This window comes from Ruminococcus sp. CAG:57 (assembly GCF_000435935.1).
Taxonomy (GTDB): domain Bacteria; phylum Bacillota; class Clostridia; order Oscillospirales; family Ruminococcaceae; genus Hominimerdicola; species Hominimerdicola aceti.
On record NZ_FR890769.1, the window covers coordinates 62,257 to 84,890 of the forward strand.

17 protein-coding genes are annotated in these 22,634 nt (G+C 46.3%); 4 read left to right on the forward strand and 13 right to left on the reverse strand.

The window, feature by feature from the left end:
- Positions 1-429: 429 nt before the first annotated feature.
- The 3 genes from QVO88_RS09030 to QVO88_RS09040 are packed head-to-tail and all read left to right on the forward strand — an operon-like array spanning position 430 to position 2,019.
- Positions 430-960, forward strand: coding sequence for a cysteine hydrolase family protein (locus QVO88_RS09030; protein WP_022288162.1), 531 nt, complete (start codon positions 430-432; stop codon positions 958-960).
- A 34-nt stretch (positions 961-994) separates the two neighbouring features.
- Positions 995-1,705, forward strand: a complete 711-nt coding sequence (locus tag QVO88_RS09035; RefSeq protein ID WP_022288163.1) for an AzlC family ABC transporter permease — start codon at positions 995-997, stop codon at positions 1,703-1,705.
- Positions 1,699-2,019, forward strand: coding sequence for an AzlD domain-containing protein (locus QVO88_RS09040; protein WP_022288164.1), 321 nt, complete (start codon positions 1,699-1,701; stop codon positions 2,017-2,019). Before QVO88_RS09035 ends, QVO88_RS09040 begins: the two co-directional genes overlap by 7 nt.
- A 256-nt stretch (positions 2,020-2,275) precedes the next feature.
- On the opposite strand, the gene QVO88_RS09045 is transcribed toward QVO88_RS09040, so the two are convergent.
- The gene (locus QVO88_RS09045) at positions 2,276-3,067 is read right to left on the reverse strand and encodes a Bax inhibitor-1/YccA family protein (protein WP_022288165.1); all 792 of its coding nucleotides are present in this window, start codon (positions 3,065-3,067) and stop codon (positions 2,276-2,278) included.
- A gap of 237 nt (positions 3,068-3,304) precedes the next feature.
- Between QVO88_RS09045 and QVO88_RS09050 the strand changes: the two genes are divergently transcribed.
- Entirely contained in the window at positions 3,305-5,983 is a 2,679-nt protein-coding gene (locus QVO88_RS09050; RefSeq protein WP_022288166.1) for a cation-translocating P-type ATPase, read from the forward strand.
- A 34-nt stretch (positions 5,984-6,017) separates the two neighbouring features.
- On the opposite strand, the gene QVO88_RS09055 is transcribed toward QVO88_RS09050, so the two are convergent.
- From QVO88_RS09055 to QVO88_RS09110, 12 genes are all read right to left on the reverse strand, one after another.
- Positions 6,018-6,704: an ECF transporter S component gene (locus QVO88_RS09055; RefSeq protein ID WP_022288167.1), complete on the reverse strand. Its 687-nt coding sequence runs from the start codon at positions 6,702-6,704 to the stop codon at positions 6,018-6,020.
- Positions 6,694-8,334 (reverse strand): ABC transporter ATP-binding protein, encoded by a 1,641-nt coding sequence (locus QVO88_RS09060; RefSeq protein WP_022288168.1) that lies wholly within the window; start codon positions 8,332-8,334, stop codon positions 6,694-6,696. The genes QVO88_RS09055 and QVO88_RS09060 overlap by 11 nt, the downstream gene beginning before the upstream one ends.
- Positions 8,307-9,173 carry an energy-coupling factor transporter transmembrane component T gene (locus QVO88_RS09065; RefSeq protein ID WP_022288169.1) on the reverse strand — a complete coding sequence of 289 codons (867 nt, stop codon included), beginning with the start codon at positions 9,171-9,173 and terminating at the stop codon, positions 8,307-8,309. The genes QVO88_RS09060 and QVO88_RS09065 overlap by 28 nt, the downstream gene beginning before the upstream one ends.
- Positions 9,170-9,700 (reverse strand): DUF4430 domain-containing protein, encoded by a 531-nt coding sequence (locus tag QVO88_RS09070; RefSeq protein WP_022288170.1) that lies wholly within the window; start codon positions 9,698-9,700, stop codon positions 9,170-9,172. Before QVO88_RS09070 ends, QVO88_RS09065 begins: the two co-directional genes overlap by 4 nt.
- Complete coding sequence (locus QVO88_RS09075; protein WP_022288171.1) at positions 9,697-11,718, reverse strand: transglutaminase family protein; 2,022 nt, start codon at positions 11,716-11,718, stop codon at positions 9,697-9,699. Before QVO88_RS09075 ends, QVO88_RS09070 begins: the two co-directional genes overlap by 4 nt.
- 17 nt (positions 11,719-11,735) lie before the next feature.
- Positions 11,736-12,704 carry a DUF58 domain-containing protein gene (locus QVO88_RS09080; RefSeq protein WP_022288172.1) on the reverse strand — a complete coding sequence of 323 codons (969 nt, stop codon included), beginning with the start codon at positions 12,702-12,704 and terminating at the stop codon, positions 11,736-11,738.
- Positions 12,701-13,633 carry a MoxR family ATPase gene (locus QVO88_RS09085; protein WP_022288173.1) on the reverse strand — a complete coding sequence of 311 codons (933 nt, stop codon included), beginning with the start codon at positions 13,631-13,633 and terminating at the stop codon, positions 12,701-12,703. Before QVO88_RS09085 ends, QVO88_RS09080 begins: the two co-directional genes overlap by 4 nt.
- Positions 13,621-15,351, reverse strand: coding sequence for a prenyltransferase/squalene oxidase repeat-containing protein (locus tag QVO88_RS09090; RefSeq protein ID WP_022288174.1), 1,731 nt, complete (start codon positions 15,349-15,351; stop codon positions 13,621-13,623). Before QVO88_RS09090 ends, QVO88_RS09085 begins: the two co-directional genes overlap by 13 nt.
- Before the next feature lie 10 nt (positions 15,352-15,361).
- Complete coding sequence (locus QVO88_RS09095) at positions 15,362-17,227, reverse strand: DUF4430 domain-containing protein (protein ID WP_288177943.1); 1,866 nt, start codon at positions 17,225-17,227, stop codon at positions 15,362-15,364.
- A gap of 195 nt (positions 17,228-17,422) precedes the next feature.
- On the reverse strand, positions 17,423-19,711 hold the full coding sequence (locus QVO88_RS09100) for an NPXTG-anchored protein (RefSeq protein WP_288177944.1): 2,289 nt from the start codon (positions 19,709-19,711) through the stop codon (positions 17,423-17,425).
- Between the two features lie 249 nt (positions 19,712-19,960).
- Positions 19,961-21,712, reverse strand: coding sequence for an NFACT family protein (locus QVO88_RS09105; RefSeq protein WP_022288177.1), 1,752 nt, complete (start codon positions 21,710-21,712; stop codon positions 19,961-19,963).
- Between the two features lie 16 nt (positions 21,713-21,728).
- Complete coding sequence (locus tag QVO88_RS09110; protein WP_022288178.1) at positions 21,729-22,490, reverse strand: Nif3-like dinuclear metal center hexameric protein; 762 nt, start codon at positions 22,488-22,490, stop codon at positions 21,729-21,731.
- Positions 22,491-22,634: the final 144 nt, after the last annotated feature.

A 22,634-nucleotide genomic window follows, 5' to 3' on the forward strand; every position in this document is an offset into this window, starting at 1 on the left:
TAAAAATGGATAAGATATTTTACTTTTTTAAGTCGAATTAAGTTCAGACCTCACGCAGATGTCATTGTTAGCATAATGTCAACGAAATATTTGTGCAAAATCCCGAATTTTCAGAAAATTAACAAGTTCTTTGCAACTTTTTCTTGACTATCGCTACAAAAGAGGTTATAATTTAATTGATGTTAAGGATATTGAACATAATTTGTTTGATTTAACATCCGTTTTGTTGTCTCCTTTCTTTTGTTCTACACATAGTTTTTTTTATTTTCTGCTGAGCACCGTTGCTCAGCATTTTTTTTGCCCATTTTATGCACACGTTGAAAAATTCATATTTTAGAGTTATAATGTTATTTTATGGACTAATAAAACAATATGTCAGTTCTTACCTGTCAAAACGTTTTCGTCGTGAGAGAAAGGAGTAAATAGAATATGAGATATCTTATAGTTGTTGATATGCAGAATGATTTTGTCACGGGCAGTCTTGGTTCAAAAATGGCAGAAATGATCGTTCCTGCTGTCTGTGAAAAAATACGCAGTTACAAGGCTCAGGGCAGCACTGTATTCATGACCCTTGACACGCATTTCAAGGATTATCTTGAAACGCCTGAGGGAAAAAAGCTCCCTGTGGAACATTGCATAAAAGGCACCGAAGGCTGGCAGCCTGAGACTCAGGTAGCTGAGGCTATCGGTGGAAGCGCAGAGGTCTATGAAAAAGCCACATTCGGCTCGGCTGAGCTTGCACAGCACCTTGCTGAAATAACAAAGGCAGGGGACGAGATAGAGCTTTGCGGACTTTGCACAGACATTTGCGTGGTATCAAACGCTTTGCTAATAAAAGCTTTTTGTCCTGAATGCGAGGTCATAGTTGACGCAAACGCCTGCGCAGGAGTAACGGAAGAAAGCCACAAGGCGGCACTTGTTACAATGGCATCATGTCAGTGCAGGATAGATAATTTTTGATTTGAGGGGGAACACCGCTTCGGCGGAATGATTTATGAGTGGTTTCAAAAAAGGTCTTAAAGACGGCATACCTATTGCTTTGGGGTATCTTTCGGTATCTTTTACATTCGGACTTCAAGGCGTAAAAGGTGGTCTGAGCTGGTGGGAAACTGTGCTTATCTCTATTTGCAACGTGACCTCGGCAGGTCAGTTCGCAGGACTTGACATTATGCTGTCGGGGGGCGGTTTCTGGATAGAAATGGCTTGTGCCCAGTTTATCATCAACCTGAGGTATGCCCTTATGTCAATATCTCTTTCACAGAAAGCTGATAAGTCACTGTCGGGAATACACCGCTGGCTGGTAGGCTTCGGAGTGACAGACGAGATATTTGTCATGGCAATGGGAAATATAGGGGAAGTTTCAAGGCAGTATATGTATGGGCTTATCGCTTTACCTGTAGCAGGCTGGTCGCTGGGGACTCTTATAGGTGCGGCGGCAGGAAAAATACTTCCTGAGATAGTCATAAGCGCACTTAGTATTGCAATATACGGAATGTTCCTTGCAATAATAATACCGCCTGCAAAGAAAAACAAGGGCATTGCAATGGCGGCGATATTTGCGGCTCTTCTTAGCTGTTGTTTCAAGTGGCTGCCTATTCTTAATAAGGTATCTGGAGGATTTTCCATAATAATCTGCACCGTTCTTTCCGCAGGGATAATGGCGGCTCTCATGCCTGTGAAAAATGAGGAGGACGGTCAATGCTGAGTATAAGAGATTTCTTCATTTATCTTTTCATTATGGCAGGAGTGACCTATCTTATTCGTGCCCTGCCATTGGTGATATTCAAGGGCAAGATAACAAACAGATTTGTGCAAAGCTTTCTTTACTATGTGCCATATGCTGTGCTTGGAGCAATGACGTTCCCGTCCATACTATTCTCAACGGGGAACCTTGCGGCTTCCATAGCAGGACTTATAACAGCCTGTGTGCTTGCATTCAAGGAAAAAAGCCTTATCATAGTTGCGGCATTTGCCTGCCTTGCAAGCTTCTGCGTGATACTTATTTGTCAGCTTATCTAAATGTAGGGGCTGGCGTCCTCGACAGCCCACTGGCTCATGCAGGACAAGCTTGTTGAACACAAGCAGTATATTGCTGAGTATGGTCTTGATATGCCTGAGATCAGAGATCGGAAATGGGATATCTGATAAAAAAGCCTTTCTATTAATTAAATATACCCACACAAAAAGGGACTTCCGTTTATTCGGGAGTTCCTTTTTTGTGCATAAAAATATCCCCCGCCATATGACGAGGGATAAAAAGTGCTAAGTCTATAAATTACTTTCTGTTGTTTGCTATCTTTGCAAGGAGATTCAGTATTTTAAGATAAAGATAAATAACGCCTACGATAAGACCATAGCTTGCATACCATTCATACTGAGCAGGAAGCCCCTGTTCAACTGTCATCTGGATAGTTTCAAAATCGCACATAAGAAGCGCTGCGGCGATAAGAACGCCAATAACAGCGAAAAGTATGCCGATAGGGCCGTTGTTTATTGCAACGATCGAAGTGTAGATAGCTGAATGAGGTGCGAGCCATGCAAGAAGCATGAAAAGCAATCCGCCTATGATAGAGACCCAAAGGCAGGTGATAAGAGCAGTTTTCATTCTGCTTCCCACACGAACGCCCTTTGAATAGATAACTGCAAGCACTGCAACTGTGAGAAGCGTCAGTGTAACGGCTTCAACTATTATACCTTTCCACTGCATTGCGTAGATCATTGACATAAAAGTGAGGGCATATCCCATGCCTGCGGAATAGATAGAGCCTGTTACCGCCGTTGTTTTCGGAGCGAATGAAGCCACAAGTCCTGCTATTGCTGTTGCGATAATAGCGCCGACAAAGATAGTATACTCAGTGGAAAAAGCCTGCGCACCGCCTCCGAAGAAGTTGTGAATGTAAAAATATGCTCCCATGCCTGCGGCGAAAACTGCAACAAAATACAAGGTCTTCATTGCAATGCCCTTATAGCTTGCCGCCTCCATGCCGTAAGTGGACTGTGCGAAAGAGCGTAGCTTTTTCACTCGTGGATTTGAATAGCTTTCAGAAAAATTATTATAATCGTTCATGAATTTGCCTCCTTTATTTTTTTCGCCAATATTTATTTTCATGGCTTATATACTATTATACATATTTTCTTAAAAAAGTCAATATGATTTTTCAGGCAACAACGCAAGGTTCTTTTTTGGGACTTGTCCGCATATGATGTAAGCAAAGGCAAAAGCACTGAAAAATCTTGTGCAGTCAAAACGTTTCGCACAATGTTATCAAGGCTATGCCAAAAAAATCGGAAAGGAAGATACATTGTGCTGGATATACTTGAAAAGAAGCTTACGGAAAACCCGACCACAAGAAAGGGGCTAACAACTGCGGAAGCTGAAAAGCGGCTCAGTACAGACGGAGAGAACCGCCTTGCCAAAAAGAAAAAGACCTCTGCGGCGAAAATTTTTGCAGGACAGTTTCATGACGTTATGGTGATGATACTTCTTGTGTCGGTGGTGATATCCGTAGCACTTGGGCAATATGCTGACGCTGTGCCTATCGTGCTTATAGTTATCATTAACGCTGCGCTGGGATTTATTCAGGAATACCGCTGTGAAAAAACTCTGGAAAAGCTTGAAAATATGACCGCTCCCACCGCCATGGTATACCGTGACGGCAGGCTTGTGAAAATTCCTGCATCGGAGGTCGTGGCAGGAGATGTTTTTACTCTCGAAGCAGGTGACAGAGTGCCGTGTGACGGCTACATAAACTCATCAAGGGCGTTATCATGCGACGAATCTGCACTCACTGGCGAAGCTGTGCCTGCGGTAAAGAAATGCCGTACATCTGAGATAGATTTTACCGCTTTGAACAAGGATTACATGGTATACATGGGAACAGTTGTCACAAAGGGAGTTGGCGAGGTCACAGCGGTGGCAACAGGTGAGCGAAGCCAAATGGGCAAGGTCTCAACCATGCTTGATGAGATAAAAGAGCCTGAAACTCCATTGCAAAAAAAACTCGGAGAGCTTGGCAGAACTCTTGCTATCATCTGCCTTGCAGTGTGCGTGGTAGTCTTTATTGCAGGCGTACTAAGGGGCGAGCCTGTTCTCAATATGGCAATGACAGGAATAACCATAGCCATTGCCGCAATACCTGAAGGCTTGCCTGCCACTGTGACTATAGCGCTTGCCCTTGCGGTCAGAAAAATGCTAAAGCGTCAAGCACTTGTACACAGACTTCATTCAGTGGAAACTCTTGGCTGTGCCACTGTTATCTGCACTGACAAGACAGGCACTGTGACAATGAACAAAATGACAGTTACTGATATTTTCACCTGCACCGAAAAAAGCCGTGCTTACGGCGTAACAAAAGAGGGAGCAAGCTTTGATGAGAAAGCCCTCAAAGCATGGGAAAGCCCTGACCTTGGCAGGATACTTTTGTGCGGCGCAGCCTGCAACAACGCAAGGCTCTGCCCGCCTGAAAAGATAAAAAAGCGTGACAGGGGCGGCAGGCAAAGCGAGCTTTGTGCAGAGGGCGACCCTACAGAAACAGCTATACTCATAGCCTGCGCAAACTCAGGTATAAACGTCAGCTCCCTTGGTTACAGACGAACTGACGAGCTGCCATTTGAAAGTGAAACACGCTCCATGACGGTAATATGCGCTGACGAAAAGGGGGTCACAACGGCATTCAGGAAAGGCGCTTTTGACGTTATCATAAAAGAATGCAGCCACGTTTTTTCTGACAGCGGCGAGCTTATACCATTTGGCGGAGCAATGAGAAAACAGGCTTTTTACAAGTGCGATGAATACGCTTCAAAAGGTCTGCGTGTGATAGCATTTTCACAGCAGGTGGACGGGGAATGGGCTTTTCTTGGACTAATGGCAATGAAAGACCCTCTCAGGGCTGAAGCCGCAAAAGCGGTGGCGGAATGTCAGCGTGCAGGCATAAAGACAGTTATGATAACAGGCGACCACAAGCTCACCGCTCAGGCTATTGCAAAAGAAGCCGGCATTATGAAAGCAGGCTCTATCGCTTTGACAGGCGACGAGCTTGACAGAATGGACGACAAACAGCTTGACGAGGTAATAGAAAACTGCCGTGTGTTTGCAAGGGTGACACCTGAACACAAACTCAGGATAGTAAAGGCATTCAAAAGCCGTGGGCACGTTTGTGCAATGACAGGCGACGGGGTAAACGACGCACCTGCTATAAAAGAAGCCGACATAGGTGTATCAATGGGAATATCAGGCACAGAGGTCACAAAGCAGGCGGCTGACGTGATACTTCTTGACGATAATTTTGCCACCCTTGTGAACTCCGTTGAGGAGGGCAGGACCATATATCAGAACATAAGAAAATTCGTGCGCTACCTTATTTCCTGCAACATAGGCGAGGTCATAACAATGCTCGGTGGAATTATAATGGGACTTCCAATGGTACTGCTTCCAGCGCAGATACTTCTTGTAAACCTTGTTACAGACAGCCTGCCTGCAATTGCGCTGGGGCTTGAACCTGCGGAAAGCTCGGTAATGAAAAAGCCCCCTAGGAAAGAGGACGACAGCTTTTTCAGTGGCGGACTTATGTGGCATATCGTAATAAGAGGGCTTCTTATCGGTATCTGCACCCTTGCAAGCTTCACTGTTCTGCTCACTAACACCCATTCTCTCGGCACTGCAAGGACAGGTGCGCTTATAACACTTGTACTTAGTCAGCTTATCCATGTGTTTGAATGTAAATCGGAAGATAAGACGCTTTTCACTGTGCCTTATCTTTCAAACCCATTCCTGCTTTTCTCTGTATTCATATCAGCGGCAGCGCTGTTTGCAGGCATATGGCTCCCTGTTCTGCAAAAGGTATTTTTCACAGCCGTTCCGAGCCTTGGAGAGTTTCTTGTGGCGGTGGCAGCGGCGGCTATCGTGCCTGTTGGGGCAGGCATAATACCAAAGCTTTTTATGGGCAAAAAGTCCCCTGACGTAACAGTGAACATTGGGCAGTGATAACAAAAGACCGACAGGGCAAAGCTTTGTCGGTCTAATTTTTTATACCATATTTTTTATCCAGCCTTTTAAATATCCTGCCAAAAGGTTTTGATAAAACCAGCAGGAAGAACACGTTGGAAACTGCGTATATAAGGGTGAAAAAAGCTGACGAGCCAACAAGGGCAAGGTATCTGCTGAGAATAAAGGCATTATCAGCCCACAGACAGCTCCACAAGTCCATGATAAGAGAGAACGCCGTTCCTGAGATTATACCGAAGGTCACAAGGAGTGGCTTGCTTTTTATAAGCTTATCAGCCAACATTCCTGCAAAATATCCGGTCAGACCCCAAACAAGCATTTGAAAAGGCGTCCACGCACCCTGTCCGAAATAGAAGTTTGAGATAAGTGCAGTCATTGCGCCTGTCATAAAGCCCGATTCTCTTCCCATATAAAGGGCGGTGATAATGACTATAGCGGTGCATGGCTTAAAGCCCGGCAGAAAGCTGAAAACTATCCTGCCGAAAACGGATAATGCGGTCATGGCGGCTATTATCACAAGTTGTGTGCTGTCGGAGTGTTTTTTCTCAAAGTGGAGAAAATAGCCTGCCACGGTAAGAATGGCAAGTGCTGCGGTGACGAAAGAATAGAAGCGTTCTCTGAAAAACATTATACCGCCAAAGCACACAAGGGGTATGACAAGAAGATAGATAAGCCCTGACACAAGTTTTTTACTGCTCATATTGACCTCTTTTCACCATTGCGAGCCGTTCTCTTACGGCTGTTGACGTCACCGCACCACTGAAAAAGCCCCTTGTGAGCCTTGCGGCGGCGGTGGTGTAAAAGCGATTTTGGGAGAAAAACTCCACGGCATTATCCTCGGCGACTATCTTTCCGTCAAAAAGAAGTCCGCACCTGTCGCAGTATTGTGCGGCAAATTCAAGGTCATGAGTCACGAGAAGTATCGTCCTGCCCTCGTCTTTTAGGTCCAAAAGAATATCACCAAGAGCCTTTTTAGCGAAACTGTCCATGCCCTTTGTACACTCGTCGAGGACTATTATTTTCGGGTCAGCAAGAAGAATTTTTCCAAAAGCACATTTCTGTATCTCGCCGCCGCTGAGATCCCAAGGGTGGCGGTCAAGAAGATGTTCTATGCCCATGCGCTGTGAAACATTTTCCACTGTGACTTTGTCACCGCTTTGCAAAAGATCCTCACGGACGCTTTCTTTTACAAACATCGTCACAGGCTCTTGGGGCAAAAATGCAAGCATTTCACGGAAAAGCGAGCCGTTTTTATAGGCTTTCTGCTTTTTACCGAAAAGTGAAACAGTGCCCATATAAGGCTTGCAAAGTCCGCATATCACACGCAGGAGCGTTGATTTTCCGCCGCCGTTTGAGCCTAAAAGCCCATAGCACTCCCCTTTTCTGATACCAAGATCACAGCCTTTGAGGATATCGGGGGAGTTTTTTTCATATCTCTGCCACAGATTTTTGCACTGAAGGGCATACGGCTCAACACGTTCTGTATCAGTGACAGCCTGCTTTGGAATATCCGTCACGCCAAGCTTTTCAAACTTCGCCCTGCCTTGTCTTACATTGAGGGGCAGGTCGTCGCAAAGCCTTGCGAACGCCTTGGCGGTTTCGGGAAGAAAACCCTCCAGAGCGTTCTTCACAAAATATTTTGCAGTCAAGGTAGGCGTACCGAAAAACTCGGTCTTGCCATTTGCAAGATACAAAATTTTGTCGCAGGAGTCAAAAAGCTCCTCGGGGTCATGCTCGGCAATGATGATAGTCACGCCCATTTCTTTGTTAAGGCGGTCTAAAATGCCAAGAAGCTCCCTTGCGGCAACGGGGTCGAGCTGTGCGGTAGGCTCATCAAGAAGCAGGATATCAGGGTCTGTGGCCATGACGGAACACAGAGCGACGAGCTGTTTCTGACCGCCCGAAAGTGTGGAGATATCCCTGTCATAGAGCGACTCGATACCGAAAAAAGCCGCCATTTCACCAACACGGCTTTGTATCTCACCACTTTTCACACCAAAGCTTTCAAGCCCGAAAGCAAGCTCAGCCGATACTTTGTCGCACACCGTCTGGCTGTCAGGGCTTTGCATTACAAAGCCTATCTTTTCGGCACTTTCTCTATCAGAAAGCTCGCTTCTGTCCTTGCCCATAAGGGTGATGTTTCCGGAAAGCTCGCCCCTTGGGGAAAGCTCTCTTTTCAGAAGCCTGAGCAAAGTAGATTTTCCGCTTCCCGAAGCACCGCAGAGCATTATTTTTTCGCCTTTTTTCACTGAAAAAGTGCAGTCAGAAATGGCATAGTCCGTGCTTTCGTTATATTTGAAAGCTACATTTTCGCAAGACAATATTTCCATTTTATGCTCTCCTTTACTTCAAGAATAAACGGGAAAACGCATAGTAATGCGAACATTCCCACAGGAAAAACGCTGTTTTCAAGCTTTATCACAGGGTAAAAAGCGGCGGACAGCTCGCCCCTTGCGGAAAATATCAGCACCAATGCAAAGATAACTGCAAAAACCGCCACAAAAATGCTGTCCCATGCTCTGAACTTGAACGAGTGTGCAAAGCTTCGTTTCTGGATACCATAACCACGGGCTTTCATTGAAGCGGCTGTGTCCGCTCCCCTTTCAAGCGTGCCTGCACAAAGGGCTGTGAACACTGTGCAGTCTTTTTTCAGGCGGTCAAAACGGCTGTCGGAGATGTTCGCACCAGAGCAATTCAAAGCGTCCAAAAGCTGTCTGTGAAGCCTTTTGAGCTTTGGGATAAGGCCCATTGTCATTGTTATCACAAGGGCAGCTTTTGGCGTTTTTCGGCCGAAAATGTATAGGAGCTTTTCCCTTGTAAGCACCTTTCCAAGAGCTTTGCACCACATTATCACAGCGGTGAGGGATAAGCCGGCGGTCAAGCCATAAAAAAGGGCTTCCTTTGTGTAAGCCTTGCCGTTTACGAAAAGCAGCGGCGTTACGCCCTTATGTGAAAAAAGTGGATTTGTGACAGTCAAAACGGCGGTAAGAAAGATGTAGAAAGCAAGGTCTGATGCGGTCTGTCTACAGCTTTGAGTTATGGCACAGAACAGGAATGCTCCCACTGCCGAGCATATACCAACGGCTGGTGAAAAGCAGAACATTGTCACCGCAAGCACAGTCGCAAAATACACAAGGGCGGTCAAAGGGTGAAAAGCTGACAACCTCATTTCACCGCCTCCTTTGTGTAGTCGCAAACGTAGTAAAACTCCACGCTGTCACCGTCATGGAGGACATACTGTGAACAGCCCTTATCGGGGCTTTCGCCATTTACCGTATAGGTCCACCCTGAGGACGGACCGCAGGAAAACTCGTAGATATTGTTTATGCCACGGACATACACAGTGTTGTAAATATTATCCTCTGAGCCTTGATAATCAAGGGGTATCTTCTCACACCTTGTAGCTTTTTCCAACAGATCAAAGGCGGTGTCGCCCTCACGGAGGACATATTTTTCCGCAGGCATAACAATGCCGTCTGAGGGAACATAGCACTCGTCACGAAGATTTTTGTCAAGCATATCGTAATTATCCAAAATATCAGAGCAATCCACTGTCAGAGTGACAGTGTGAGCGGCATTTGCGGTATCGTCGCTGTGCAGGCTGTAATACTCGTCAACGGACTGAATATCAACGCCCTTTATGACCGCTGCCACTGCCAAAATTATGACTATGAGCAGAGCGATATCCTTTTTCACTTTTCTGCTCCCTCCTGAACTTTGAGCTTTTTGGCTTTCTTTGCCTGATCTGCGAAATTTTTAACCACTGCTATTTCCTCTTTGGTTATTTCGAGCCTTGAAAATCTCGCCCTTTCGTATATTTTCTCGCACTCTGCAAAGCTTTCCGCCATATCAGCGCCAAAGGTCTTTTTTATGCTCTCGGAAAGCTCTCTTGGCGTATGGTCTGAGAAATTCCTGCCGCAAAGCTTTTTTCTGCCTGCAAAGAACAGCTTCTCCACCTTTTTGCTGTCAGGCAGAGCGGCAAACTTTCTTTTTCTTACCAAAGCTATTATTGCCACAATAAGGCAGAGTATAAGTATTACCGCACCTATAACGATATATACCGCATAGCTTTTCTCCGCAGGTTTAGTCTTGTTCTCCTCAAAGATCTCTTCCCTTGGTTTGTCCTCGTCCTCGGGAGCAAGGGCTTCGCCGCCTTGGTTGGTGGGCTTTGCTTTTACAGAGCTGTCGTCAGTTTTTATCATGCCAACATAATCGGGGCAGACCTCGAAAGGCTGCCAGCCTATGCCGTCTTTGTAATACTCCGCCCAATAGTGGAGCTGTTTTGAAGTGACGGTCAGGGCTGAGTTATCTGTAAGGCCTTTGGTCATATCTGATGTGATAAAATATCCTCTGCAAAGTCTGGCAGGAACGCCCTTTGCACGGAAGATCTTCACAGCAGCGGCAGCAAAATCCTCCTCGCCCCCACGGCAAGTTACCTCAAGCATATCTGCAAAAGAGCTTTCGCCCCCATAGGTCTTTGACCTGTCAAGCACTGTGTCTGACACAAAAAAGCTTAGCATATCAGACCGCAGTTTACCCTGAGAACCTTGCAGATCAAAATGGTTTGCGGCAAGCTGTTTGTCCTCGGCTGATATGTCAAGGCAGGTGGAATAAACATAGTCACGATAACCCTTTTCTGCGGCAAGATAATCCGCAGGCTCAGAAGTGCGCAGGGTATCAAAAGTGCCAAAAGGCTTTGTGAGATAGCCTTCCGACACCGCAAGCCTGTAATAGCTTTTGGTGTTCTCAAAGCTTTCGCCTATTATCTTTGGGTCGGAAAAAGCGTTCTCTGCGGCGGTCATACCATAGGTATAAAGGGGCTTTGCGCCATTTTTGATGTTTACTGTAACATTGCCGCTGTCGGATATATCAATGGCATTGTCAAGCAAAGCGGTCTGAAAAGCCGGTGAGAAATCAAGCTTATCAAGCCAATAAAACTCGTCTGAGTAGGCATATTTCTCTTCCCCACTAAGCTCCCCCCACACGCCGTTAGTTTCTTTCTCAAAACGGCTCTCCATAAGATACAATGGCTGTGGGTGCTCCATTATGATCTCATACTCACTTTTCGTATTAAAGCGATCGGCAAAGGCAAAGTCGGCAAGCTTATCAAAAAGCCCTGTCAGGCAGGCTATAAGCACTGCGCAAAATGCTGTAAGTATAAGCACAAAGGGCTTCAAATCGCCTTTTATGCTGCCGGAAAACGTCAATGCAAGGATACCGAGCGCCACTTCTGCAGTGGCGTAGTACAGAGGGATATCAATAAAGATACCTGCGCACAAAAACAGCGCAAGCATCGCCACTGTAAAAACTCTGCTGTCAAGACGGCTGAAAATGCTCTGCACTGTGGAAACTATCACTGCACCCACGCAAAGAGCAAACCAAGGGTCTGAGCTTTTTTCCACAAGCATTTCCACTACTCCTGCGCTTTTACCGTGGGCGGTCAAGACGCAGTTTAAAAAACCTGCAAGGCTTGTTAAAAACTTCTTGTGGAATATCACCGTCGACAATAGTGCGGAGAAAAATGGTATAGGCAAAGTCTTTTTTGATACCCCTGCAAGGGCTGTCAATATGCACACACCTACCAGAACAAAGGCTCGCCAGCCCATACCAAGCGACAATGACAGCAGGAGCATTGTCACTGCACCAAAAAGGCTCCGCATGATATAAACACCCTTTGAAAAGTGCTTTTCCACATAGCAAACACTTGCTGTCAAAATTGTCACCTCTTTTACTATTTTATCTCGATAACACGGCTTATGCCGCTTCTTTCAAACAGCTCTGAAAACTCCGTCAGTCGCTCTTTTCCCTGCTCAGGCTGTGAAGAAAGAAGGCTGTCCAGAGCGACAGTGAAGCTGTCTGTGCTGTCAATATGCTCGAAAACTTTTCTCTGCTGAGAAAAGCTGTAAAACGCCATGTAATGCCCTATACCGCCGTCTGAAAGATACATTGAAAGGCTCAGTGCCTTTGCGGCAATGCGGTCATAATCCGTTGCGAGGACATTTCCGCCTGTTTCAACGTAGATACAAAGGCTGTCAGTAACAGGCTCGCCATATTCACGGACGTAGATATCACCAAGGCGGAAGGACAGTTTCCAGTGCACCGATTTATAGCTGTCCCCCTGACGATATTCTCTTATTCCAATAGGCTCGCTGTGGTCAAAGCCCTCGTTTTCATTGCTGAAAAAGTCGCTTTCAAGGGCTTCCTTGAGATTTGCTTCCTCGCTCTCATCTATCTCTGCAGCATCAGGCATTATGTTCACACTGCCCTTTATTTCGCACTGCGCCTTTTTCCATGTTAGCCCTGTAAAGTCAAAGGCTCTAAGTGTCAGAAACTCTGCTTTTATCTTTCCGCAGGTGTCGCTTTTTACAGTGATATCCACCTGAGCAGGCTCTCTGCTGATGATAAAATGCACCTTTATATCATCGCACTGTCCTGTGAGCATATTTCTAAGCCGCAGTTTACCGCTGTATTCGCCGCAAGTTCCTGTGAAGATAAATTTAAGGCTCATGTCCTTATTTTTCAAGCCTGTGCCGTCGCTTACCAGTGTTGCTGACAGCTTTTTCTTCGAGAATATATTTACACATACTGACAATACAAAAAGCACTGCGCACAAACCAAGCACCGTTATGCCAATGGGCTTTTTCAGCACAAAAAGCAGTATGCCCAAAGCTGTGCAAAGGCAGAAGCATAGCCTCTTCATCTGCGTTTTTCCTCATTCTCAGGGCATTTTACGCTGCCAAGTATCTCGTCAAGCACACTTTCTGCCGCAAGTCCTGAGAGCCTGCCCTTTGCAGAAAGTGATATCCTGTGGCTGCAAACATGGGCAAAAAAATCTCTTACGTCCTGGGGAACGACATATTCTCTGCCCTTATAGCATGCCCACGCCTTTGCTATCCTGCAAAGTGCCAAAGCACCTCTTGGGGATACACCTAGAGAAATATTTTCATTATGCCTTGTGGCGTCGCAAAGGTCTGAGATGTAGTCATAAATGCTGTCGTCAACAAAAACTGCCTTTGCCTTTTTCTGCATTTCTATAAGCTTTTCAGCGGTGCAGACGGCTTTCACATCTACCAGTGGGTCTGAACTGCTTCGGTCTGACATTATGCTTCGCATTGCCGCCTTGTCAGGATAGCCCATTGAAAGCTTTATCATAAATCTGTCAAGCTGTGAAACAGGCAGTGCCGCCGTGCCAACTGTGCCTGTAGGGTTTTGTGTTGCTATCACTGCAAAAGGCTCAGGCAGAGGATATGTTCTGCCGTCAACTGTGCAGGCCCGCTCCTCCATGACCTCCAAAAGGGCAGATTGCGTCTTGCCTGAGGTTCTGTTTATTTCGTCTGCAAGAAGTATATTCGTCATTGCCGCACCGCTGTGAAAAGTAAAGCCCTGTGCCTGTCTGTCAAAAGCCGTATAGCCTGTGATGTCGGAAGCCACGGTATCAGGGGTGAACTGTATCCTCTTTGTTTCAAGCCCCAAAGCCTTTGAAAACGCCACCGCAAGAGTAGTTTTTCCCACGCCCGGAACGTCCTCCATAAGCACATGACCCTGCGCCAAAATTGCGGCGAACACCATATCCACCACTTCGTCCTTGCCGATTATGACCTTTTTCACTTCATCTGTTATCTCACGCATTTTTTACCCTTCTTTCTTACCACTGTGAAAACTCCCACTGCGCACAGCACCGCTGCCGCAGATATCACATACACTGTCACGTTTTTATCCTCCGCCTCTTTTATTATCTCGTCAGCAGAAGTGACCTTTTTCCGCTCGCTTTCAGGAAGCTTTTTTATCCTCTCTGCGGTCTTTTCCAAAAGCTCCTTTTTGTCTTTTCCAACACTATCAACAGGATAAAGCTCACGGCTTATGATACTGTTAAGGTCTGATATCTCACTGTAAAGCTCGTTCGCTTTAGCGTTCATTTCTTCAAGCTCTGATATTATCTTATCCCTGTCGGAAAGGCTCTCGTCAGCCTTTGCATGGGCTAAAAGCACAGCCGTAGCAGTGCAGTCCCCCGAAGTAACACCGTTTTTTCTCAGGGCTTCAAGCTTGTTCCTGTCGCTTTTTGTAAAGCCTTTCTTGCCCTTATATATTTCCGTTTTCTCGATACTGTATACACAACCGTTTCCATGATCTGTCTGTGCAAGCTCCACTGTGAAAGCCCTGTCGCTCAAGGTCAGGCTGTATTTTTCTGCCGCATTTTCAAGCTCTGCACCGTATCTCACATATGTGCGTTCGTCACAATCAAGGTCATTGAAAAGCTTCAAGGCTTTTTCTGCGCTCTCCTCGTCTGAGATATCCGAAAGCCTGCCGTTTATGCCGTCAAGCTTTTCACGCTGTAGAACTGAAAGCTCCTCTCTCATATCGTAAATACGTCGCATCGTAAGTTCAAAACGCTTTTGTGCCGCAAGTGCGCAAAGCGCCTGCCCTGTGGCAAGCTCGTCAGAATCGCCGCCCTTTTCATGTGAAAATCCACCGTCGCTGTTCTGATAGGAAAGCAGGGCGGTCAAAAGGTCGGCATTTTTCACAAAACGGTTGTCAGCTTCGGGGGCGATACCAAGTGAACAAAGTGCTATTACTACCTGCGAATCAGCTTCTGCGCTTCCGAACGTACCTGAGCTGTCCTGCTTGCCGCTTAGATACTCCACCGCTTTGTCAACGCTTTTTCTAACATCGTCACGGGAAAAATCATTGTAATATGGGGCGATCGCCTGCAAAGCCATTGCGGTGATGTCGATATCGCTTTCACCTTTTGACAGCGAAAAGCCGCCATCGGTATTCTGTGAAGAAACTATCTTGTCAAGTATACGCTCTCTGTCAAACTCTGCACCCTCTGGGGTCTTGTAGCCCATTGTATCAAGGGTCAAAAGTGCAAATATCCATCCGTTAAGGCCCTGTTTGCCTACGGAATTATTTTCATCTCTGCCGTAAACACCGCCTTTTACAAGGTCTATGCCCCCAAGGTCGGCAGGGTCGCCTCCCATTGCGGAGGCTGTTATAGCGCACCTCTGCCACTCGGTAGCGTTGTCGGTATCTGAAAGAGCTTTCACACGCTGAGAAAGTGCAGTGAGATAAGCCTCATAGTCCTCCTCAAAACCAAAGCGTGAAATGCCTATGGCTAGCCAATCGGAGCTTCCTATGCCTGCGTTTTGCAGAAAATCCCCCGAAAAAATGCTCTCGTCCTGAGAAATGCCCATTTTGTCACGCTGCCACTGACAGACCTTTTCTGCGCTTTCAGTTATCCTGTCCCTTTTATCTGCGTTATCTGCATTCACCGCAGGAACATTTGTCAGAAGCATTACTGCCCCTGCAAACACCGCCACTAATCTGCCAAGAAAACCTCTCGTTTTCAACGATATCCTCCTACCATGTTTTGTCATAGCTATCCTGTGAACCTGTTATATCTCTGCCGTAGGCAACTGTGAACGCAAGCCTAACAGTGTCGCCGTCGGTGAAGTTCACCTTGCCCATGCCGTATGCAGGCATATTGCCGTTCACAGTGTACACCCAGCCTGAGCCGTAGGTGTAGTCAAATTCTCCAAGGCTGTCGGCATACTGTGTGCCACTGTCTGCAATGCCATCATTTTTTACAAGCTCCGCAAGCTCGCTGTTTACTGCTCCACCTGAAAACGCACCGCTTTTGTGTATTCGGCTTAGATATCTCTGATCGCCCTTGCCTGTAAAGTCACCTGTGAAGCCGTTTTGCTGAAGAAAACGCTCTATAACGTCAACGCCTGTGTCCCCCTCGTATATTGCCACCTCTGAGCCTGCGGCAAGCTGTCCAAGCCCTATGGTATCGGCGTCAAAGCTCATTGTTATAACGCCTGTCTGCTCGCCCTTTTGTGCGCTGACAGAATTTATGGTATAGGCATGATCCGCATATCTGCCCTCGGGGTCATACACCCTTATTTCAAGAAGATTTGCCCCGCCTGAAAGCTGGAGATAATAGGCTGAGTTCCTGTCCTGTGCGATACACTCAACAGAAAGCCCATTGAGCCAGACCTCGGTCTTGTCGGCATATATCCTTCCGCCCTTATAGTCCTGTGCGTTAAATCTGAGGGTGAAGCCCGAGCCTTTCACTGTCTGTCCGTTGGTGACGTTTATATACGTTATCTCAGGTCTTGTGGTATCGTCAGCAATGGGTACATAGGTGACAGTGAAATATCTGTCTATATTTTTGTCACCGTCTTTTGCATAAAGCCTTATACGGTTATCACCGCTTTGGAGGGTGCAGGTATAATTATCTCTGCCCGAAAGCTTTTTGCCGTTTAGAATAACGCTTAGCTTTGCACTGCCGCTTTGACCTTTCATTCTCGCATAGAAGCTAAAATCGGCGTCATTTACAGTGCGGTCATAAAGGTCGGTATCGATGGAAAACTCCGCAGGAGTGTATTTTATCTTAAAGCTTTTTTCAGCCTTTGAGCCGTCCTTTTCCGCAGAGAGAGTTATAGTATTCTCGCCCTCAGAAAGCTGTGCGGTAAAAGTTTCACCGCCTGAAAGCTTTTCTCCGTTGACTTTAACCGTCAAAGGTATTTTATCACTGCCGTAAAAAGCTGTGGCTGAAAATGTTATGCTTTCTGTGTCAGTATCCTTATCCGCAAGGTCGGTGTCAAAGGTTATCTCCTTTTTGTCAAAATAAACTGTATAGTCCTTATAAGCCCTTTTCACCTGACCGCTTTTGTCGGTATAAGTGCAGGCAACACGGATAGTGTTTTTTCCTGCGTGAAGGGAAACGCTGCCCGAAAACTGATTTACAACGCTGTCGTTCACAGTGACCTGAACTTTCTGCACTGTGAGAGCTTTGTTTTTATGTGTTATTGTGAACTTATACAGGGCTTTTTTTACACGCTCGCCCTCTTTTATAGAGGTGGTGAAATATTCTGTGTCGGTGTTCTTTGTGACAGTTTCGGTCTTGCTGTCAGGCTTTTTCTTTACCTCGTCAGACTTATTTTCACCTTGGACATTTATGGTAACATTCGTGTTCCCGCCATTTACTGTCGGGGAATTTCCGTCGATTTTGTCAGCCTGCGGAGAGCTTTCTGTTGTATCTGTATTGCTGTCGCTACTATCAGTGTTATCACTGTCATCTGCCTGTGAGCTGTCCATATCTGAGCTTTCGTCCTTTGGCTGAGAGCTTGTTTCATAGCCCTCTCCGCCCTGTCCGTCCTCCTCCGCAAGGCTTTCAGACAGTGCTGAAAACGGATTTTCAGGGGTCTTATAACTGCTCATATTATAAAAACGCATACACAAAAAAGCCGCTGCGATAAAAAACGCCGCTGCTGACAGCATTATTATTTGCCTGTTTTTTTGTGTATGCTTTTTCATAATATTCTCACTTTTCATATCACAGAAAATGCCCGCCCCCTGAAAATAGAGGGCGAGTATCCTGCAAAATAACTTATATCTTAATTGTCTTAATTTTTTTTACTTTCTCTTTCTTGAAACTGTAAGAGCTCCGCTGATAAGAAGTGCAAGACCTGCTACGCAAACGCCTGCTGTCGCACCTGTGTTAGGGTTAGCCGCACCTGCGTTATTTGCTGTCTTTGATGAGCTGTCAGCCGCCTTTGATGTGTCAGCACTGCTTACTGACTCTGCGGCTGATGAAGTGGCAGAAGATGTATCCTCAGAGTTTGCAGAAGATACTGTGCTTTCGGAAGATACGTCAGATGAGCTTACAGAGTTTTCTGCTTCTGATGAAGAGCTTGGTGTCTTGAGTTCTTCAAGCTTTTTTTCTGCGGCCGTAAGAGCGTCAACATTGCCTACATATTCCTTAAGGTCGCCAAGAGCGTCATAAGCGGCTCTTGCTGCCTTGATGTCATTCTCGCTGTCAAGTGTTATCTCGCCAAGGTCACTGATAAGCTTCTCAACAGCCTTTACGCTGTCATAATCCTCTGCTGCAAGAACTGTTACGTTGATAGTTGTTTCAACAGGTGAAACGGCAACGCCTGTTGTGTTTGCAGCACCCTCTTTTGTCTTATCTCTGTACATACCATACTTGTATGTAACAGTAACGAAATCATCGTCTGCTGTAAGAGCAGTATCGTCGATAGTCACATAATCTGTAACGTCTTTCTTCGCGCCGTTTTTGAGAACTGCGTAAACCTTCAAGTCGGAAGCGTCATAAGCTTCGCCCTCTTTGCATACTGTCTTAGCATTTTCGGTCACAAGCTTTTCCACCTCTGAGCCGACAGCCATTATGTAGCCTGAATCGTTCTTGAAGTAGATAGTGCCGTTTTCGTCTGCAACAAGGTCAGCTATAGCGTACTGTGCCTGAGCTCCCGTTGGTGTGAAAAGTGACGGAGCTGTTTTCTTTCCGTTTACTATCTGAGCGTCAAGAACTTCTGTTACGCCCTTTTTATCCTTTACATAGCGGATAGCGCCTGCTGATGCGTTCTCTGTGAAGTAAACATAGTTATAGCCGTTCTCATTCACAACGCCAAGACCTGAGGTCTGTGGATAGCCCTTTGTTTCTGCCTTGTATGCTATCTTAAAGCTGTCAAGGTCGATAACTGCAATAACACTGCCCTTATAGTCGCCCCAGCCTGAGCCGTTTACGCCAACATAAGCTCTTCCGTTAAGAACTGTAGGAGTTGATGTGCTTGCGCCGCCAAGTGCAATGCTGTCAAGCTTTGTGAAATTGCCCTCATCGTCTATTGTTGCCTTATAGAAATATCCGCCGTTAGATGTGAAATAATAAGCGTCTGTATCCTTATCGTAAGAAATAGTGCTTCTTACTCCTCCGCCTACTGTATACTTAGTATCTATAACGCTTCCTGAGTTTTTGTCAAGAGTAACTACTCTTGCAGGATCGGTAGTGTTTGCCTTTGCATTTTCCATGCCGAGAACGACAAAATCATCAGTTGCATATGCGCCTGCCCAATAGAAGCCGCTTTTGTTTGTGAATGTCCACTTTGGTGACTTCTCTTCATCTGTTGTGTCAGGATCTTCGTCCTTAACGTCTATGCAAACATACTGATCGTTTTTTCCTGAACCATAGTTGCAGAAGCCTGTGTAGATACAGCCGTCATTATAGTAGATAGGGCTTACAGACTGACCACCAACGCTGTCCTTGTATACCCACAGCGACTCGAGGGTGTCAGCGTCAAATGCCTGAATTCCGCCGTTAAAGGCTGAGAATATCATGCCATCTGCATAAGTAACAGGCTGGATAGCGTAGCTGTTTGTACCTGCTCGCTGTCCAACTACTGAATCCACAACGCCCGTTTCCTTGTTCATTCTCACGAGCTTGTCGCCAGATGTATAAACAATATCATCTCCAACGATAGCCACAGGCGACGGACCATCGTTCCAGCTTTTTCCTACCTTAGTTGCCCAGTTAAGCACTGCGTTATCCGCACTGTCAGGGAGGACTGATGTTGTTACGTTGTTGTTTGTTCCGTCTGAAACAAATGCGCTTACACACACGCTCAGACTAAGAGCAGTCGCAAGAGCGAAGCTGGCTGTTCTCAAAATTTTCTTCTTCATTCTTTTCTGTCCTTTCGTTGATACACACTGTTCCGCCGTCAATGCACTTTTTATGAACACCCCGACCACAGCAAAAAATGCCTTTCCGCCGAAACGAAAAAGCATTCTATCCGCTTTACTGCCTGCACAGCGATAAAGCAGACCGTCATCTTCATCGCCCAAGACAGAAATAGTCAACGAAAACACAGCAGATACCTGACTTATGACAGCACACAAAAAGCCTGTCAAACACAGTAATGGCGGTTGTGCAGGATTTGGACCTGCTTCCCTGACGGCAAGGCTTTTGCCCTGACACGCTCTACTCAGCTAACAACTTTTCAAACTGTGCTTTCTTAATATTCACATCATGATAATTATACCATATTGCTATGGATTATTCAATAACCTTTTTACACCACTAATAAGTCCGATACAACGCCGTTTTTGTGGCATTTTCATAAACTCATAGACTGAAACTTTGTTGGATATAGTTTTAGACTATACCCTCAGTTTCTCCTCCAGCTCCGTGTCAGGCTTGACAGTGATAGTGTAATTGTTTGTAAAAATAACCATGCCCGGCTTTGAGCCGTTTGGCTTTTTCACGTTTCTTATGAAAGTGTAGTCAACATCCACCCTGGAGGAATTTCTTCCCTTTGAGTTGCAGGCGGCGATTATTGCCGCTTCCTCTATTGTCCTGTCAGGTGGCATTTCTCCGTCGCAGGTGACAATAACGTGGCTTCCTGTGATATCTTTGACGTGGAGCCAAAGGTCAGTTTTCTCTGCTTCCTTGCAGGTGAGGCGGTCGTTCTGTTTATTGTTCCTGCCCACCCTTATTTCATATCCGTCAGAAGAACGGTATCTTATAGGCGGCAGAGCCTTTGGAGGCTTGCCCTTGAACTTTGAGCGCTTTACATAGCCCTCCTGAAAAAGCTCCTCACGAAGCTCGGCTATATCTCCCTCCGTCTGTGCCCTCGTTAGAGAATCGAAAACAGAATCCAGATACTTGACCTCCTGCTCGCCCTCTGCAATAAGCACAGTGAGCTTTTTCTCTGCGGTGTCGAGCTTTCTGTACTCCTTATAATACTTCTGAGCGTTCTGTGTTGGCGTAAGCCTTTTGTCAAGTGGTATCTTCACTGTAGGGCAGTTCTCGTCATAAAAGTCCTGCACCTCAGCATATGCCATGCCCTTTTGGAGCGCATAGAGATTTGAAGTGATAAGGTCACCGTAAATGCGGTATTTTTCCCTGTCCTTGCACTCTTTAAGCTCCTCACGCTGATTTTGCACACGCCTTTGAGTTCTCTCGGAGGTGTTTATAAGAAGCTTGAAAAGGTCGTTGGCTTTCTGCTTTATTCTTGAAAGGGAGTCCCTCTCCGCATAGAAATAGTCCAGAAGAACACTTGGCGACTCGAAGCTTTTTGTCACCATGAGCGCACCATACTGCGTGATATCGCAGAAGCAGAAATCTTTCAGATTGCCCTCTTTTGTTTTCAGCACTGTGTAGACGTTAGTGCCCTCATTTACGCTGTCACGGACTTTCGAGAAATAAAACCACAGCCTGTCTGCAGTGTCTCCGCTTAGCTGTTCGGCTGTTATCTCAGCACCCCTTGCCGCAAAGAACACAGCTTCCCGTGCGAACACTGGCGAAATGCCCTCAAGCGTTTTCATTATTGCCTTTGAAAGCTCCGCCGTGGGGTTTTCGGCTATCTTTGCCAAAAGCTCTTCCTTTGTGCAGTCAAGAAGATTCAGCCTTTGCTCTCTTGGGGGCAAAGTATACTGCGCACCGGGAAGAACCATTCTCACTGATGACATTTCCTGTCCCACACGCTTTATGCTGTCTATTATCCTGCCGTCCTCACGATAGAGGATAAGATTTGAATGCCTGCCCATTATCTCCGCCGCAAGTGTGAGATTCACCCTGTCGCCCATTTCGTTGGTGGCTTCAAAGTCAAAGAAAAGTATACGCTCAAAGCCGTCCTGCCTAATGGCAGTGAGTCTGCCTCCTGCAAGATGCTTTCTCATGAGCATACAGAACATAGGCGGTGTTTTCGGATTTTCTATATCCGTCGTTGTTATATGGACCCTTGCCGAGCCTGCACCTGTGCTGAACATAAGCTTCTGCGCACCCTCTTTAGTGCGGATAGTCATTATAAGCTCCTCTCGTGAAGGCTGGTGTATCTTATCCACCCTGCCGTCAATAAGAGGGTCAAATTCTTTTCTGAGCAAGCTCAGATAAATTCCGTCCAATGCCATTTTACTTACCTGCTTTTTATATTACTTCAACTATATCCCTGTTGCTTACGGCTATCTCTACTCTCAGACCGCTGAACTTGTTTTTCAGCTCACTAGCGATAAACTCGCAGAAGATATTTTCCGTATAGAAATGACCTGCGTCTATAACAGAAACGCCCATATTCCCGCCGTCTATAAAAACGTCATGCTTCACGTCACCTGTCAAAAGCACCTGACAGCCTTTTTCTGCTGCATCAGCAAGGAACGAACCGCCTGAACCTGAGCACACTCCCACACGACTTATCTCACGCTCGCCGCCGCTGAAACGGACTACTCTACAGCCGAGAACGTCCTTTGCTCTCTGTGCAAGCTCACGGACATTCATGCCGTCACACTCGCAGACATATCCACAGCCAACGCCATGCTCCTCATGCAAAGCGCTCTCGGGTTTTAGACCCAACATTTTGCAAAGCACGTCATTCATTCCGCCCTCTGCGGAGTCGAAATTTGTGTGCATGGAAAGAGCGTTCTTTCCTCCTGCCGCAAGTATCACAGCAGGGTCGTTCGGCACGAGGGTCTTTAGTCCTCTGAAAATAACAGGGTGGTGGGTGAGAACAAGGTCAAAGTCACGCTGACAGGCTTCTCTTGCCACCTCTGCGGTGCAATCCAGTGCCACCAGCACACTCCTTACCTCTGCGGACATTTCTCCCACGTTAAGACCGCTGTTGTCATAGCCCTCCTGCAGGCGGTATGGGGCTAAATCCTCTATAAAACTATAAATATCATAAACTGTCGTCATTTTTGTCAGCTCCTTTTTGTGTGTCAAAGTCTGTCAAGCTCGCTCTGTGCAAGCTTAACAAGCCTTTCTCCCAGCTCCTTTTTGTCCTCAGACTTCATCATTCCGCTGCCCGCGACAAAAATTCTTTTTGCCTGCCTTGCGATA